The organism is Acinetobacter sp. V89_4 (assembly GCF_029967875.1).
In the GTDB taxonomy this organism is placed as follows: domain Bacteria; phylum Pseudomonadota; class Gammaproteobacteria; order Pseudomonadales; family Moraxellaceae; genus Acinetobacter; species Acinetobacter oleivorans.
In genome coordinates this window covers 23,869-38,165 of record NZ_JASCAI010000025.1, presented here as the reverse complement: position 1 = coordinate 38,165, position 14,297 = coordinate 23,869, and the positions used below count along the sequence as shown (strand labels likewise).

The following is a 14,297-nucleotide window of genomic DNA, read 5'->3' as shown; positions in this document are numbered from 1 at the left end:
ATTTATTAATTTTCAAATTTTAATGGGATATTTCTTTTTCAAAACTTGAGAGCGTTTTAAATTTTTGATCAAAAATTTGAATGATTTCTATTTTAAGCTTTTCAAAATCGACCACGTGTTCATCGTCATTTAGACAAATTTGTGGAAGTTGTTCATTCTTAATAACCTGATTAATTTCAGGAAGATTTTGTAGCCTTAAGTTAAAGTTTTGTCCACGCTCAAATATATTGACAGGATAAAAACGGGATGAGCACAACTGCCACAATCGAAACAGATACTGATTAACGTCTAAAGGCTGTCTAAATCGATGACTTGATACTTCTTTTAAATAAGCTTCTTCAGTTTTCCAAACTTCTTCAAATACTGATTTCAAAAAAGGTTGAGGCAAATGAGTACTATAAAAACTTGAAAATTTTCGATTATATAAACTTAAAAAATTACCCAAATTACTACTCATAGAATAGCGATAGTTAAAAAGTGCATAGGGATTTTTATGGAGTAATCTTCGTTTATCAAAGTGCTTATTAATAATCGCAACATCAGTCAGGGCAACGGCACCTAGAAAGTTCTCTTCACCTACAACCATAAGTGGCTGTAAACGCACACCATCACAAGGTAAACCATTTCTAAAAAAGAACTCAGGCTCTAAAGGCCTATTGATAAAAGTATCATCATTAAAATAGACAAAATGCTCTGCTAGTCCCTCAATTTTATGAATATTGATTTCAATAGCATGTGAGTTAAATGTTGGTAAACAGTTTGATTCCATGATTTGATCATGTGTGACCAAATTTAACTTAGGATGATTTTTGACTAAAAATTCAGGGAAATGACCACAAGTCACCAGATGGATCTTTCTAACCCACGGGCAAAATTTCTCAACAGATCGGAACCAGTAATGAAGATTATTCCAGTCGCGATAGCGGCATTGATCAACAAGTTCAACCGCCTTTGTTTTAGTTTCTTTAGATTTATAATATATGTATTGTTGCTGCCATTTCGTATCGGTTGAGTCCACCCAAATCATTACAAAATCAACAGGCTGCATTAAACATATATCCAAATAAGTACAGAAATTTACTAGAAAATCTCAGATAAAAAATGGAATTCAAGGTTTATTAATGTTAATAAAAATTCACAATTTATTCATAATTTTAATTTTTCTACACAATTGAGGCAATTTAGACTCTATTGAGATGAGAGTGGGCAAATGGCATAATATCACCACTTTTTCTCCCTTGGTGATTCATTATGGCAATGCGCCCTGATGTACGTCGACATGCTTTAATCGTAATTGTATTCTCTCTTGCGCAGTGGTTTTTCATGCGCTATATCCTTGCAAATGAATTATTTAACATCACTACAAATCAACGTATTCTTTATTTCTGCGTAAGTAGCTTAGCAGGTGCATTGCTTATTTTTGTTGCGCTGATTTATATGGTTTTAAAAGGAAATGCGGATAAAAATTAATATCCGCCTCCCCTCATAAAATTTAGATAATCCTAAAATTTATTTCCCAATATAGTTATCGCATAACTGTATCAATTCCGGATGTCTGTCATGCTGATGGACAATAGGAATGATCTTCTGGTTACGATTAATAATAAGACCTTGATCATTAATCGTAATTTGATCTATTGGATATAATCCAAGAGTTACAATAATAGACTCAAATGGCTGACAGCGAGTTACATCAGCTAAATCATTGGTAATTAATAATTTATTGTGCATTGCCTGATCATAAATTCTTTCAGACATTTTTTGATATGGTTGTTTGCAGAACTCTTCAATCATTTTATTAATATAGACTTTAATCGAGTTCATATCTCCAATTGTGACGCCTGAGCACGAAACCTGCTCATCTTTTGCACTATTATAAAAACTATCTCCATAGGCATCGATAATCCATTTTTGATTATATTGTTCAGTGCCTATCGTATAATCTGGATTTTCCATACCAACAAAGAGTCCTTTGCCGAGATCTTTAAAAGGATTACCCTGAAAAAAAACGTCTCGTACATCGCTGAGCAGCACATGTGAAGCATCAGGATGACTTTCTACAACTTCTTTATATTCAAAAAAGCGACTCACATGCGGATAGCCTGTGATTTTAAGTGCTTTTATTTTTGAATCAGGAACTGCTTCATTTACAGTTAATCCAATAATTTTCTTAAGAATATTTTTTATAAACTTAAACTTGTAAATACCTGAGTATTTTGACTTCGATTTAAATTTCCCAATCGTTGAAACTTTAAATTCAATTTTAAAATTTTTGATATCTGAAAATGCATTAACAAACTCAGGCATTTGCTCTTTATAGATAATTAAAGTCAAAATGCCATCAAAGTCTGTCTTTTCCAAAGAATATACAAAAGAAGAAATGAGGTCAGCGCTGTATCCAGTTGCTGACCCAATAATAATATTTTTTTGCTTAGTCATAAAATTAGTAAGAAAATCTAAAAAACGACTAAATTATATATTTATTAAGTATATATTTCTTTAGTTTAACTCTTAGGTAACGTAACAAATCACTATCATCTTGTGAAATAGGAGTAATTAAGCTTCTTTCCTTTTCTAAATAACTTAACGCATCATTATTTTCGATGATTGGGTGATCGAATAAAAAACTGACATAGAAACTGAAATCACCTCGTCCAACAAGGCCTTGCCAGTGATCATAAATTTTTATCGGCTGATGATAATCAACCAACATCTGTGCCATTTTACGATCTACAACATAGGCATACGCATAGGCTAGTTTTTCGAGATAATCGTAATCAACTTTTAGAATTTTCTGGTTATACAACTCTTCCGGTAAGAATTTTCCACGAACGCGATTGCATATTTTCATTTGAATACCGCCCAAGCTTAGAAAAAAGCAAGGCCCTAGATTCAAAGAACTAATGTGCTTTTCTAAGTCTTGGAAATCAATTTCAAAACGCTCGATCACATCATCTTCAAAAATAATTGCATATTCTTCGTCGGAGTTTAAAAAATCTTTTAGTGCAGCAATATGAGACATGGCACAACCAAGCTCACCAGGCGTCATCGGTTTTTTCTTGCCTGCTACACCTTGTTGAAAATATTCACTAACGCTTAAATTCTTACCGATTACCCCAAACTGCTTAAATTCATCGCGATACTTGTAAAATGTTGCTTGAGAGTACAACTTTTTTAAACGTTCACTATTAGCAGATTCAATACTGATTAAATATTTTTTCATTTCATTCAAATGTTAAAATGAGTCAGGGATAGTCTATCTAATTATAGTTATATCGAGTGTAAAATTTAATGCTAAATCGCCTGATTCAAAAAAAATGGTATAAATACCAACAAGCAAAAAAAGCAAAATCTTTTGACTCTCATTGGTATATGCGTTTTGGCTGGTTAGAACAACCGTTTACAACACTTGAGCAATTAGATTCTCTCTTTGAGATCCACTCCCCTAAAAAGTTTACATTTGCAGATAGCTTTTATGCTTATGAAAATGGCCGTCATTTCATTTTTTTTGAAGAGGTCGATGACGAACATCCTGTAGGTTTTCTTTCAGTTTTAGAAGTTTTTAAAGATGGCACCTATACGCCACCAGAGACAATCTTAAAGCTCGACTATCACCTTTCTTATCCTTGTGTATTTAAGTTAGAAAACACTTGGTACATGATCCCAGAGACTTCTGCCAACAAGACAATTGAACTTTGGAAATGTACTGAATTTCCACTGAAATGGGAAAAGCATTCTAATGTGATTGAGAATATCGAAGCAGTCGACAGCACCCCTTTCTATCATGAAGGCTTATGGTATCTTTTTACTTCAACGCGTCGTGATTGTAAGAAATTTGGTGATCGTTTAGATCTGTTCTTTACCGAAGATATTTTAAATCCGAACTGGCAAGAGCACCCAATGAACCCAGTGTGCCGAGGCAGTCAGCAGTTCCGTATGGCGGGTAAACCTTTTATTTATAAAGGCCAATTGGTTCGACCAAGCCAAGACTCTTTAAAACGTTATGGCGGTAATATCGAATTAAAAGCGATTACTCAGCTTAGCCCGACAGCTTACGAAGAAAAATTACTAGAAGTAGTTTTACCAGACTGGGATCAAGCAGATGACGGTTGTCATACCATTAATGTCGAAGATAACTTTGTGGTACTTGATGCCATCCGCCTTACACCGAAGAATAATTAAGTTTTCAGCAGGCCTTTATAAATATTAAGCGTCTGCTCAGCCATGGCTGGTACAGTCAGTTCAGCCTTGGCTTTTGCATATAAAGGGCCAAAGTCGTTTTGAGCTTCAGGTTGAAGCGCACATTTAATCGCTTTTGCTAAACCTTGTGCATCTCCAATTTCTGCCAGATATTGCTCTGGCAGCCACTCAATCACACCGTTTACTTTGGTTGAAGCCATTGCTTTATCAGCCTGTAAAGCTTCGACCATGACGAGTGGAAAACCTTCACGATCTGATGACAAAACCACAATATCTGCTAATTGCACCAGATCTCGAGCATCAGTTCTAAACCCAAGAAAAGCGACCCGATCTTGTATGTTTAATTCACTGACTTGTTTTTCTAAACTTGCTCGAAGTGAACCATCACCAATAATCCATAAATTGGCATCAATCTGTTGCATCGACTCAATCAGTAAACTGATATTTTTTACTGGCTCTAGACGTCCAATACACATAACAACTTTTTTGCTTGCATCTAGCTCAGCAAAATCTTTTTGAATCGATTGAAGTAACTTTTCTTTATTTTCAACTGTAAGTACGGGTTGAGGATAGACCCCGTTGTAAACCACGTGTGCTTTAGACTCTGGTATGCCTTGCGTGAGTGCTTGACTCACTGCAATAACGGCATCACCTGCGAAATAGGCAGATTTATTCTTTTTAGTACCATGTACTGTTGTCACAAACTTTGGGCCAGATAAAAATGGCTTAATTCGGGCAATCAGTTCAGCCGCCTTTCCTGCTTGTGCATGAACAATAGCAGGTTGAATTTGCTGGATAAGATTTTTAAGTTGCCAGAGTAAAAAAATATTCCAACGGCTACGTGCAAAATCAACCGCATGAAAATGTACTTGTTGGCTAAACTTGTCTAGATAGCAAGGATGTGCAATCACATGTACTTCATGATTTAAAGCGAGCTCATTAACAAGGTTAAAAGTGTGCTGCTCTAAACCACCAACTCCACCACTCGTTGCCAATACCTGAACAATTTTCATAGCTTGTCTACTTATTTTTTATCTTTATTCATCGTCTGTTCAAATAGTTTGGCTTCTTTTAGAAAAGCATAAAACGCGTTAATCATACTATTTACGAAACCACGCCAACCATTTAAGAAACTACGACGAATAAAATAAGACTTCATGAAAGTCACTGGCATTACCAAAACCAATTTTGCAACACTTGGAGACTTTCCTTTTTGGTATTTCTCTAATGCTTTGAGGTTGGAATATTGGTTATTTTTTTCGACTTTAACGAAAATGCTCGACTCGCCATAATGATAAATATCATGTTGAGCACGCTGAGATTCACCCTCTACAATCACATTTTCATGGACCTTATTGGCAAGATCATAATACCCTTTAGACTTACGGAAAAAACGCACCTTTGCATGTTTTTTAGTATGTTTGCTGTTGGGAACACCTAAAAACACGTCATTAATCGGTGTGATTAAAGCATCAAGCTTGTTCTGCTGAATGGTCTCAACAATTTCTTGTTTTAACTCATTAGATAAGACTTCATCACCATCTAAATTGAGTACCCAATCATTTCGGCATTTTGCTAAAGCTAAACTTTTTTGCCCAGCGTAACCTTGCCAATCTTGATGAGAGATTTGCGTATTTTCAAAGCGCTCTGCAATTTCATAAGTATTATCAGTACTGCCAGAGTCTAAAATAATAACTTCATCAAACTCACTGACACTTTGTAAAGTTCGCTCTAACCAAACACCACAATTTAAAGTGACAATATAGACACTACATTGAATTTTATTCATAACTTATAACGTCCTTTAGCAAGGGCGATACGCATCTGTAAAGCATTCATGGCACCATGCGTGCTAACACGTGGAATATTAAATTGATTAACAGCTTCATAAGCTTCGATTTTTTTACGAGTCGATACTGCGTTTTTAAAGCCAATCTCTTGAGCCATTTTCTGGTGTTTTTCGTTAAATCGACCAAATGGATAAGCAAAGCTCGGACACTTACCGACTAATGCTTCAACATCTTGTTTAGACTGAAGCATTTCATCGTAAGCAGTTTGATCATCAAGCTTAAGTAAGTTCACATGATGTTGGGTATGCGCACCAAATTCAATCAAACCAGAATTTGCCATTTCATGAATTTGCTCATGAGTTAGCTTTTCGATTCCTTCAATTTGCGTTGCCAAATAAATGGTTGCCTTTGCATTATATTTTTTAAGTAAGGGATAGGCATAAAGATAATTATCCATAAAGCCATCGTCAAAACTTAAAGCAACGACATTTTTTTGATTACGATATTGTTCAAGCTCAGAGACAAAACAAAAAGTAGCCCCTTTACGCGTCAACAACTGTAAGAGTTGTTCAAACTTTTCAGGAGGCATGTTCATGCCAGAGGCTGCATCTTTAGCTGTAACCTGATGCAACATCACAATGCGTGGTAGTTTGTTCGAACGAAACGGAAGCCAGAAAGTATAATTACCCAGCACATATAACAGTGCAGCAAGTACTAGTAGGCCTACCGCAACGTACAAAAACCACATCATGCATAAACCTCATGTGACCATTCATAATCTTCTGAAAGGGGCTGCTTAAATGTCACTTCAACCATAAATTGGGTGATGCGTTTAGCATTGAAAGATCTACGTGTTTTCTCCCAGCCCTCTTTCGCTATTTTTTCAGCCTGATCTGGGTTTTGATCAAAGAATTGGATCTTCTTGGCCAAATCAAATTGATCATCAAAATAAACCACTTCCTGTTCGGTATAGAGCTTCTCAAAGCCCGGAATTCTTGGGCTAAAAGTCAATAAACCATTACCAGTCAGCTGTACAATACGGTCAGAACTATACAGAGTTACATCATTACGGCGTGAGTAATTAAGTCCCATTTTTGTTTCAGATAGAACTTTATAATACGCTTTACCGTAGACACCAGGCTGTTCAAAACAACCATAATATTGGTAATTCACATGGCCTTGTTGCAACGCATCTGCTAAGTCCTTTAAGAACTTCTCACGCTCAGGTTCTTTATAGACTACGCCACAAAAAATAAAGGTCTTATCCGTATTCACATTTGAAAATTGCTGTAGTGTTTCTACATTACGGTGACCCACATTTGGCAGATAGGCTACGCTTAAATGCGGCTGTTTTAATTTTTGTAGATATTCGCCACCTGTTGTACAGAAAATAGCATCTAAATACGGCGAGAACGCTTTAACAAAGTCGAGTTTGCTTTCAAGATAAAGCGGGTCAACATACCAAAATGCAATTTTAGTATTTGGATAAGCTTCTTTAATCTGTCTAAGAACATCTGGACTCATTAAGTCACTATGTCCAATAAGTACCAGATCAGGCTCAATATTATTAACGACCTTTAGTACTTCTTTATTAGCCCAACTGGCGCCCAGTTTTTTTGTTTTAAAAATGGTACCCATTCGAGCCATGTCACGAAAACTAAAGTCATAAACGAAATGGCCATTTTCAATTAATCCGGCAGAAATTTTACGGTCTGTGCAGTAAAAATGGGCGCCTTGTTTATTAAAGCCAAAATTCGCAATATGCAATATTTTCATTTATTTACTCAAAATAAAAAATTTAATTTTTCGCTAAAAGATATGTTGCCACACGGTCTGCTTCTTTAAAAGCATAAGGTTGTGGTAACTGTACAACACAAGTCTGCTGTGAAATTAATTTTGATTCTAACATTTGATCAACTGAGTGGGTAATCCGGTCGTCTTTCAACCGGTCCATTGCCATTACACCGACTCGACAACCCGCGGTAAGCGCCTCAAAAATCATAGATACGCTGTCTTCTGTTACCCAAACAGCTTCTGCTTTTTGCATTTCTTCAAAAATCCAGCCTTGAGGTGTTTGATCAACTGGAAATATTTGTAAATGCCCAGCAAAGCTTTGCTGTCTTAAAGTATCGATAAATTCTGCTGGCGTGCGGCGTGAAGTTGTTAAAATAATTTCAGCGTTTGGATTATTCTCAACAATTTTTTGAACACTGCTTAATACTTTGTTTTGGTTCCATTGATGTCGTTTAGATGAACCACCTAAAGCAATTAAAATTCGGTCTTTTTGATGGCGGTTTTCATTACGAATGGGATTTAATGCGCCACGTGTAACAATCACATGGCTATCAGCATGGATACCGTCATGTTCTGGAATCACAGCGTAATCAAAGCAAACCACAGGTAAGTTAGGCTTCATCAATATAATAGTTTTGGCTTTTCTAAAAATTTTGCCGAGTAACCAGACACGAAAATGTGTGTGGCTTCCCACTCCAAATATAAAATCAGGTGTTTTTTTTAATAACGATTTTTTTGAAGAGAAAAGCGCCTGAATTAAAAAAATAATTGGCAAATCAGAAATAAGGATCTCTTCAAAAGTTGTTTCTGGCTGTTGTCTTTGCATTGCCTGAAACAAGCCTAATGCTTGTGAACGGTGCCCTGCCTTACCATCAGAGACATAGACAATATGCATAAAAGCTCCCGAAGCCAAAAATAAAAAGGCGAAACTTATGTTCGCCTTTTTATGTTAACGGATTAACTTATTTTACGTAAGTTAACCAGTGTTCATATTTCGGATTTCTACCTTGAACTGCATCAAAGTAAGTCTTTTGAATTTCAGTAGTAATTGGGCCACGGCCACCTGTACCAATTGGACGGTCATCGTATTCACGAATTGGCGTTACTTCCGCAGCAGTACCTGTGAAGAATGCTTCATCTGCAATGTAGAATTCATCACGTGTAATACGACGCTCAACAACTTGATAACCAAGATCTTTAGCAATCGTCATTACTGTTTGACGTGTAATACCATCAAGCGCACCACCAGCGATATCTGGAGTGTGTAAAACGCCATCTTTAATTAAGAATACGTTTTCACCAGAACCTTGGCACACATAACCTTGTGGGTCCATTAACATTGCTTCGTCGTAACCAGAATGTGCAACTTCTTGATGAGCAAGAATTGACAACGTGTAGTTCCCAGATGCTTTTGCTTTACACATCGTCACGTTTGGATGATGGTGAGTAAATGATGAAGTTTTAACGCGAATACCATTCGCCATTGCTTCATCACCAAGGTATGCGCCCCACGCCCATGCTGCAACTGCGGCATGAATCGTGTTATTTGTTGCTGCAATACCAAGTTTTTCTGAACCGATCCAGATTAATGGACGTAAATAGCAAGAAGCTAATTTATTTTCACGAACAACATCGATTTGTGCTTGTTCAAGCGTGGCTTGATCATACGGCACTTTCATTTGATAAATTTTTGCTGAATTTAACAAACGTTTTGTGTGGTCTTGAAGACGGAAAATGGCAGTACCTTTAGGCGTTTCATAAGCACGAACACCCTCAAATACGCCCATACTGTAGTGTAATGTATGGGTTAAAACGTGAATCTTTGCATCACGCCAATCAATTAATTTTCCATCTTGCCAAATAAAACCATCACGATCAGCCAAATTCATGGAACACTCCAAATTGTTATAAAATCATTCACTATCCAACTCAACCGAGGCGGTTGGGTCTATTAATCTTTGCCATAAATTGCAAACGACCGCACGGGTACTACGCCAGTCCGCTGCGCTGACTTGCATGGATTGATTTGCAAGGGCTAAGCGGTGGCTTTCGGCACGTTCACTAAGATAGGCTCGAATTAATGCTGTGGCATCTTCACTGGATAAGCAGTCTGCTTTAGCAGCATCTTCTAATATTCTTACATTATCAGAATAATGGGCGAGATCGGGTTTCGTCCCGCTCCATGCAAGTACAGCATACTGTGCCATAAATTCGATATCGACGATACCACCTGCGTCCTGTTTTAAATGAAAAATACCATGTTTTTTTTGTTCAGAAGACGAACCTAGGTGGTCTTTCATTTTCTGACGCATTTTCAACACTTCCTCACGAACATAAGCCTCATCTCTAGATTGAGTCAATATCTCGCGTCGAAATATTTCAAATTTCTGGCAAAGTACCTCGTCACCTGCAATAGAGCGTGCACGTACTAATGCCTGATGCTCCCAAAGCCATGCACTTTTCAACTGATAGTGTTCGTAGGCCTTAAGACTTGTCACCAATAAACCGGCCTCACCTGAAGGTCTTAAGCGTGTATCAATTTCATAGACACGGCCATCAAGGGTTTGAGTGGTCATGAGTGACATAAACTTTTGAGCGACACGCATAGCAAACTCAAAGCCACTAATTGACTTCGTTCCATCCGTATCTGCTTGCTCATCTAGATAATGAATAAAGACAAGGTCCAAGTCAGAACCATAGCCAAGCTCAATCCCACCCACTTTGCCATAACCAATAACAGCAAAGGCTTTGTAGTCGAGTGAGCAGCGTTTTCCATCAACATCACATGGATAACCATGACGCTTTGCTACAGTCTGATAAGCTAAATGAAGTGTTGCATTAACACTAACTTCAGCAATATCGGTTAATGCATCAGATACTTTCATTAGCGGGCTTTCCGCTAATACATCACTTGCCGCAACAGTAAGTACATTGCTCTTTTTAAACAGTCGCAGTGCCCGCATTTGATCTTCAACTTGATCAATTTCAATGCGAAGCAATTGCTGACGTAATGAGTCTTCTAAGTCCTTACGCTTTGGCAACTCAAAGCCCATCGATAAAAACTCATCAAGCAGTACTGGATATTGCGTTAGCTCTTCACAAATCCAAGGACTTACGGTCGCCATTTTAACTAAACGTTGCAATGCACCTTTACTTTCAATCAACATCACCAAGTACACGGTTCGACGCATGACCGACTCAATCAGCGGCATTAAGCGCAGAAGTGCAGTTTGAGGTTGTTCTGACTGTAATATCACTTCAATTAAATGAGGCCAGAATGTCTTTAATCGCTGAACAGCATTTGAAGGTAATTTTTTGAGTGCGTGACCATGCCAGAATTCATGAATCAAATTTTTCGCATTATCATCCAACACTTCATCTAACTGCTGCTCTAACTGTCCAAAGTTCTCAGTTGCGGCATTTGAACTAGTATCTTCAATAAGCTGCTTAAATTGAACTTTAACTTTTTGACGTTTCTCGTTAAGAACATCAATAAATTCATCCCAACTCGTAAAACCTAAGGTATCTATAATGCGTTGTCTTAAGTCTACTTCTTCTGGCAATAGCTGAGTTTGTTGGTCATTGAGGGCTTGAATTGCGTGTTCAACACGGCGTAAAAACAGGTAAGCATCCTCAAGTTCTAAAACAGCTTGTCTTTCTAACAAACCAGCTTCGCCAATGTGCTCAAGGCTGACTAAACATTGGCGGTCTTGTAGCTCACGTTTAGAACCACCATAAATAAGCTGGAAGACCTGAACAATAAACTCAATTTCGCGAATACCGCCTGCTCCGAGTTTAATATCATCCTCAATATGACGACGTAAAACTTCGCGCTCAATCATCGCTTTCATATCGCGCATCGCGGCAAAAGCGGTGTAATCAACATAGCGGCGGAATACGAAAGGACGTGTCATTTCTAACAAGTCTTGCCCTTCTTTACCGCCCGTCACAACACGCGCTTTAATCCACGCATAGCGTTCCCACTCACGGCCATGCTGACTTAAATATTTTTCTAAAGCTGCATGACTAATCGCTAGTGCCGAGCCATCGCCCCAAGGGCGTAAACGCATATCAACTCGAAATACAAAACCGTCTGCGGTAATGTGCTCAAGCAAATAAATGAGTTTTTGTCCCCACAAAATACAGAACTGCTGTACATCAATGCACTTGCGGCCATTAGTTTCGCCTTGTTCATCAAAAGCAAAAATCAAGTCAATATCACTCGACAGATTAAGCTCTTGCGCACCAAGTTTACCCATGGCAACCACAATCAAATCTTGAACTTTGCCAGAGTAACTCACAGGTTCACCGTGTTTTGCCACAAGCGCTACACGTGCAAAATCCTTTGCCGCACAAATACTGGCATCGGCAAAATCAGAAAGTTCGCGTGTGAGAGTGACAACATCGGTAAGCTGATTGGCATCCTGCCAAATCCAACGGAACATTAAACGACTTCTTAAAATGCGTAATCCACGCATCCAAGATGTTTCGTCACCAATTCCATCTAATGTGGTTTGTACAAATTGATAAATCTGTTCGGTCGAGAGCGGTGCAGTAAATTGATCTAGTTGGTAATCTTGTTCTAAAACAGCTTGATGCAAGCCTAAAACTTGTTCTGCGTACTGACTCGCACGCAATGTTTTTTGTAACTGCTCCGCATTCATATAAAAAGCTCTTTTCCTCGTACTCTGTTTTTAGTTATAGCAGTTCGAGTAGTGGTAGGAAAAGGGATTAGACTAATTTTGCTTCCGCTGAAGAGTAATGCTCTGCATGAGCCTCATGACTTTCTTGAGCAGAAGGTAATAAAACTGTAAATGTCGTTCCTACGCCTTCTTTTGAACTGACATCAATTTTACCCTGATTAATTTCGACAAAACGCTTACAAAGACTTAAACCTAAACCCGCACCTTTTTCACCAGCGGTTCCTTTAAAGCTGGCTGTAATACGTGGATGGAATAAATTTGTCATTTGTTTTTCGGTCATGCCTAAACCAGTGTCTCGAACGGTTATTTCTATATTTTTGTCAGCTTGCCTAGCTTCAATAAAAACTTTGCCAGAGCCATCAATATCTGTAAATTTCAGCGCGTTTGACACCAAGTTTTGAATTACAGAGGTCATCATATTGATATCGGCATAAATATTTAAATCATCTGGAACATCATTAACCAGTTCAATATTTTTCTTTAAAGCTAATGTGTGCAGTACATCACAAACAATATTGCTGACTTGTCTAAGCTTAAAGTTAATTGGGTGATAAACAAAACGCCCACCTTCTGCCATCGCCCATGTTAGTAAGCTTTCAAGTAAGTTATAGGTCGATTGTGAGGTGTCATATAAATAATCTGCAATGTTTTGAATACTAGATTCATCTAAAGTTTCACGCTCTTTGGCGAGTACTTCAGAAAACCCGAGCAACCCATGAAACGGCGCTCGTAAGTCATGTGAAATAATCGAGAAAAATTTAGTTTTACTTGAGTTAATCGCAACTTGCTGTTCATAGAGTTCGTTTAACTCTTCATAGTTAAACTTCAATTCGACTTGCTGCATAAAGGTAGAGCAGTAATCGAGCAGCAATTGAATATCGTCATCTTCAAATATAGCTGCATCGTCATCGAAAAAGACAGCAAAGCCCATAGACGTTTTATCGGGGTGTAAAAGATGCACCGCCAATGCCCTGCTGCACTCGATATTTAGTTCTTTTAAATAGTTGGTTAAGTTTTGATAAGAAGGATGTGAGTGATTAATGATCTGTTGTTTAGCAAAGCACTGTTTTAAATGTTTCGAAGGTTTAAACGAGATTGCTGTCATGCCCTCTGGGCAACGATGCCAAAAGTAAGGTTCCTGATTAAAAGTCAATAAGGCTTTTTTACAATTCAAAAGACGAAGACTAAACCGGAAAAATTGCTCAATGTAGTTCTGCTCGGCATTTAATCCAAGTAACAGAGATATCCTACAAGCACTTAACTGCTCAACCTGATTTAGTTCTAAACGCTGGAATGTCATTGCCCGCCTCACAGATTTTGTCGTTTTTGGTCGGAACCGCTCTTAAAAAATGTACTTATAATCATTATGATCTACTACAAACTTTAACACAGTACATTAAAAGAGCAACGTTCTTTTCAAAATAGAAATGTGAAGTTTCAATTAAAGGTTTTCAGATACATAAAGTGGGTATGCTTGAGGAAAATACAACAAATGTTTGAAGGTAAAGAGTTGTAAGATGTTAGAAATGCGAGTTTATAAATAGCTTCTTGTTTAATGGACACGACAGAGAAATGCACTCAACACTAGACGTTAAAAGCCAAAAGAAAATGACAGCTGAAGAAATATTGGAAGAAATTGAATATCCACTTGAGAATCTTCAAAACTTACTTTTTGCCTTTTCAAAACTGAAAGTCGATGATGGTTTAAAAGAACAAGAATTTAGCGCTATCATCAACACGTTACATCACCAACGTGGTTAGCATTAACCGAGCGGTTCATGCTAAATAAATTAAAAGAAACCCGGCTTAG

General features: G+C 37.6%; 13 protein-coding genes and 1 pseudogene. 3 read left to right on the top strand and 11 right to left on the bottom strand.

From position 1 onward, the window contains the following. Positions 1 to 19: 19 nt before the first annotated feature. Positions 20 to 1,048, bottom strand: a complete 1,029-nt coding sequence (locus QLG01_RS11010; protein ID WP_282496444.1) for a stealth conserved region 3 domain-containing protein — start codon at positions 1,046 to 1,048, stop codon at positions 20 to 22. A gap of 203 nt (positions 1,049 to 1,251) precedes the next feature. On the opposite strand from QLG01_RS11010, the gene QLG01_RS11005 reads away from it, so the two are divergent. Further along, positions 1,252 to 1,470 (top strand): hypothetical protein, encoded by a 219-nt coding sequence (locus QLG01_RS11005; RefSeq protein WP_004789113.1) that lies wholly within the window; start codon positions 1,252 to 1,254, stop codon positions 1,468 to 1,470. A gap of 39 nt (positions 1,471 to 1,509) precedes the next feature. On the opposite strand, the gene QLG01_RS11000 is transcribed toward QLG01_RS11005, so the two are convergent. Then, positions 1,510 to 2,439, bottom strand: a complete 930-nt coding sequence (locus tag QLG01_RS11000) for a lipooligosaccharide outer core biosynthesis glycosyltransferase GtrOC6 (RefSeq protein ID WP_151988955.1) — start codon at positions 2,437 to 2,439, stop codon at positions 1,510 to 1,512. 28 nt (positions 2,440 to 2,467) lie between these two features. Continuing rightward, positions 2,468 to 3,223, bottom strand: coding sequence for a glycosyltransferase family 25 protein (locus QLG01_RS10995; protein ID WP_199943783.1), 756 nt, complete (start codon positions 3,221 to 3,223; stop codon positions 2,468 to 2,470). A 68-nt stretch (positions 3,224 to 3,291) separates the two neighbouring features. On the opposite strand from QLG01_RS10995, the gene ghy reads away from it, so the two are divergent. Then, a complete protein-coding gene (ghy, locus tag QLG01_RS10990; protein WP_282496443.1) occupies positions 3,292 to 4,182 on the top strand; it encodes a glycosyl hydrolase Ghy in 891 nt (296 codons plus the stop codon). Here ghy and QLG01_RS10985 read toward each other — a convergent pair. From QLG01_RS10985 to QLG01_RS10950, 8 genes are all read right to left on the bottom strand, one after another. After that, complete coding sequence (locus tag QLG01_RS10985; protein WP_282496442.1) at positions 4,179 to 5,213, bottom strand: glycosyltransferase; 1,035 nt, start codon at positions 5,211 to 5,213, stop codon at positions 4,179 to 4,181. The genes ghy and QLG01_RS10985 overlap by 4 nt on opposite strands. 11 nt (positions 5,214 to 5,224) lie before the next feature. After that, the gene (locus QLG01_RS10980; RefSeq protein WP_282496441.1) at positions 5,225 to 5,989 is read right to left on the bottom strand and encodes a glycosyltransferase family 2 protein; all 765 of its coding nucleotides are present in this window, start codon (positions 5,987 to 5,989) and stop codon (positions 5,225 to 5,227) included. After that, positions 5,986 to 6,741, bottom strand: coding sequence for a polysaccharide deacetylase family protein (locus QLG01_RS10975; RefSeq protein WP_282496440.1), 756 nt, complete (start codon positions 6,739 to 6,741; stop codon positions 5,986 to 5,988). Before QLG01_RS10975 ends, QLG01_RS10980 begins: the two co-directional genes overlap by 4 nt. Then, the gene (locus QLG01_RS10970; RefSeq protein WP_111856156.1) at positions 6,738 to 7,766 is read right to left on the bottom strand and encodes a glycosyltransferase; all 1,029 of its coding nucleotides are present in this window, start codon (positions 7,764 to 7,766) and stop codon (positions 6,738 to 6,740) included. The genes QLG01_RS10975 and QLG01_RS10970 overlap by 4 nt, the downstream gene beginning before the upstream one ends. A 22-nt stretch (positions 7,767 to 7,788) precedes the next feature. After that, positions 7,789 to 8,679 (bottom strand): ELM1/GtrOC1 family putative glycosyltransferase, encoded by an 891-nt coding sequence (locus QLG01_RS10965; protein ID WP_282496439.1) that lies wholly within the window; start codon positions 8,677 to 8,679, stop codon positions 7,789 to 7,791. A 67-nt stretch (positions 8,680 to 8,746) separates the two neighbouring features. Then, positions 8,747 to 9,673: a branched-chain amino acid transaminase gene (locus QLG01_RS10960; protein ID WP_004789093.1), complete on the bottom strand. Its 927-nt coding sequence runs from the start codon at positions 9,671 to 9,673 to the stop codon at positions 8,747 to 8,749. Positions 9,674 to 9,697: 24 nt separating this feature from the next. Continuing rightward, positions 9,698 to 12,448: a bifunctional [glutamate--ammonia ligase]-adenylyl-L-tyrosine phosphorylase/[glutamate--ammonia-ligase] adenylyltransferase gene (glnE, locus tag QLG01_RS10955; protein ID WP_282496438.1), complete on the bottom strand. Its 2,751-nt coding sequence runs from the start codon at positions 12,446 to 12,448 to the stop codon at positions 9,698 to 9,700. 67 nt (positions 12,449 to 12,515) lie between these two features. Continuing rightward, on the bottom strand, positions 12,516 to 13,787 hold the full coding sequence (locus tag QLG01_RS10950; protein WP_282496437.1) for a HAMP domain-containing sensor histidine kinase: 1,272 nt from the start codon (positions 13,785 to 13,787) through the stop codon (positions 12,516 to 12,518). Between the two features lie 272 nt (positions 13,788 to 14,059). On the opposite strand from QLG01_RS10950, the pseudogene QLG01_RS10945 reads away from it, so the two are divergent. Beyond that, positions 14,060 to 14,276, top strand: a pseudogene (locus QLG01_RS10945) (hypothetical protein). Positions 14,277 to 14,297: the final 21 nt, after the last annotated feature.

What these genes read in the sequence shown, in the direction of transcription:
- QLG01_RS11005 (WP_004789113.1), top strand. Translation starts at nt 1,252, where the DNA reads ATGGCAATGCGCCCTGATGTACGTCGACATGCTTTAATCGTAATTGTA.
- QLG01_RS10995 (WP_199943783.1), bottom strand. Translation starts at nt 3,223, where the DNA reads ATGAAAAAATATTTAATCAGTATTGAATCTGCTAATAGTGAACGTTTA.
- QLG01_RS11000 (WP_151988955.1), bottom strand. Translation starts at nt 2,439, where the DNA reads ATGACTAAGCAAAAAAATATTATTATTGGGTCAGCAACTGGATACAGC.
- QLG01_RS11010 (WP_282496444.1), bottom strand. Translation starts at nt 1,048, where the DNA reads ATGCAGCCTGTTGATTTTGTAATGATTTGGGTGGACTCAACCGATACG.
- QLG01_RS10985 (WP_282496442.1), bottom strand. Translation starts at nt 5,213, where the DNA reads ATGAAAATTGTTCAGGTATTGGCAACGAGTGGTGGAGTTGGTGGTTTA.
- QLG01_RS10980 (WP_282496441.1), bottom strand. Translation starts at nt 5,989, where the DNA reads ATGAATAAAATTCAATGTAGTGTCTATATTGTCACTTTAAATTGTGGT.
- ghy (WP_282496443.1), top strand. Translation starts at nt 3,292, where the DNA reads ATGCTAAATCGCCTGATTCAAAAAAAATGGTATAAATACCAACAAGCA.
- QLG01_RS10960 (WP_004789093.1), bottom strand. Translation starts at nt 9,673, where the DNA reads ATGAATTTGGCTGATCGTGATGGTTTTATTTGGCAAGATGGAAAATTA.
- QLG01_RS10965 (WP_282496439.1), bottom strand. Translation starts at nt 8,679, where the DNA reads ATGCATATTGTCTATGTCTCTGATGGTAAGGCAGGGCACCGTTCACAA.
- QLG01_RS10975 (WP_282496440.1), bottom strand. Translation starts at nt 6,741, where the DNA reads ATGATGTGGTTTTTGTACGTTGCGGTAGGCCTACTAGTACTTGCTGCA.
- QLG01_RS10970 (WP_111856156.1), bottom strand. Translation starts at nt 7,766, where the DNA reads ATGAAAATATTGCATATTGCGAATTTTGGCTTTAATAAACAAGGCGCC.
- glnE (WP_282496438.1), bottom strand. Translation starts at nt 12,448, where the DNA reads ATGAATGCGGAGCAGTTACAAAAAACATTGCGTGCGAGTCAGTACGCA.
- QLG01_RS10950 (WP_282496437.1), bottom strand. Translation starts at nt 13,787, where the DNA reads ATGACATTCCAGCGTTTAGAACTAAATCAGGTTGAGCAGTTAAGTGCT.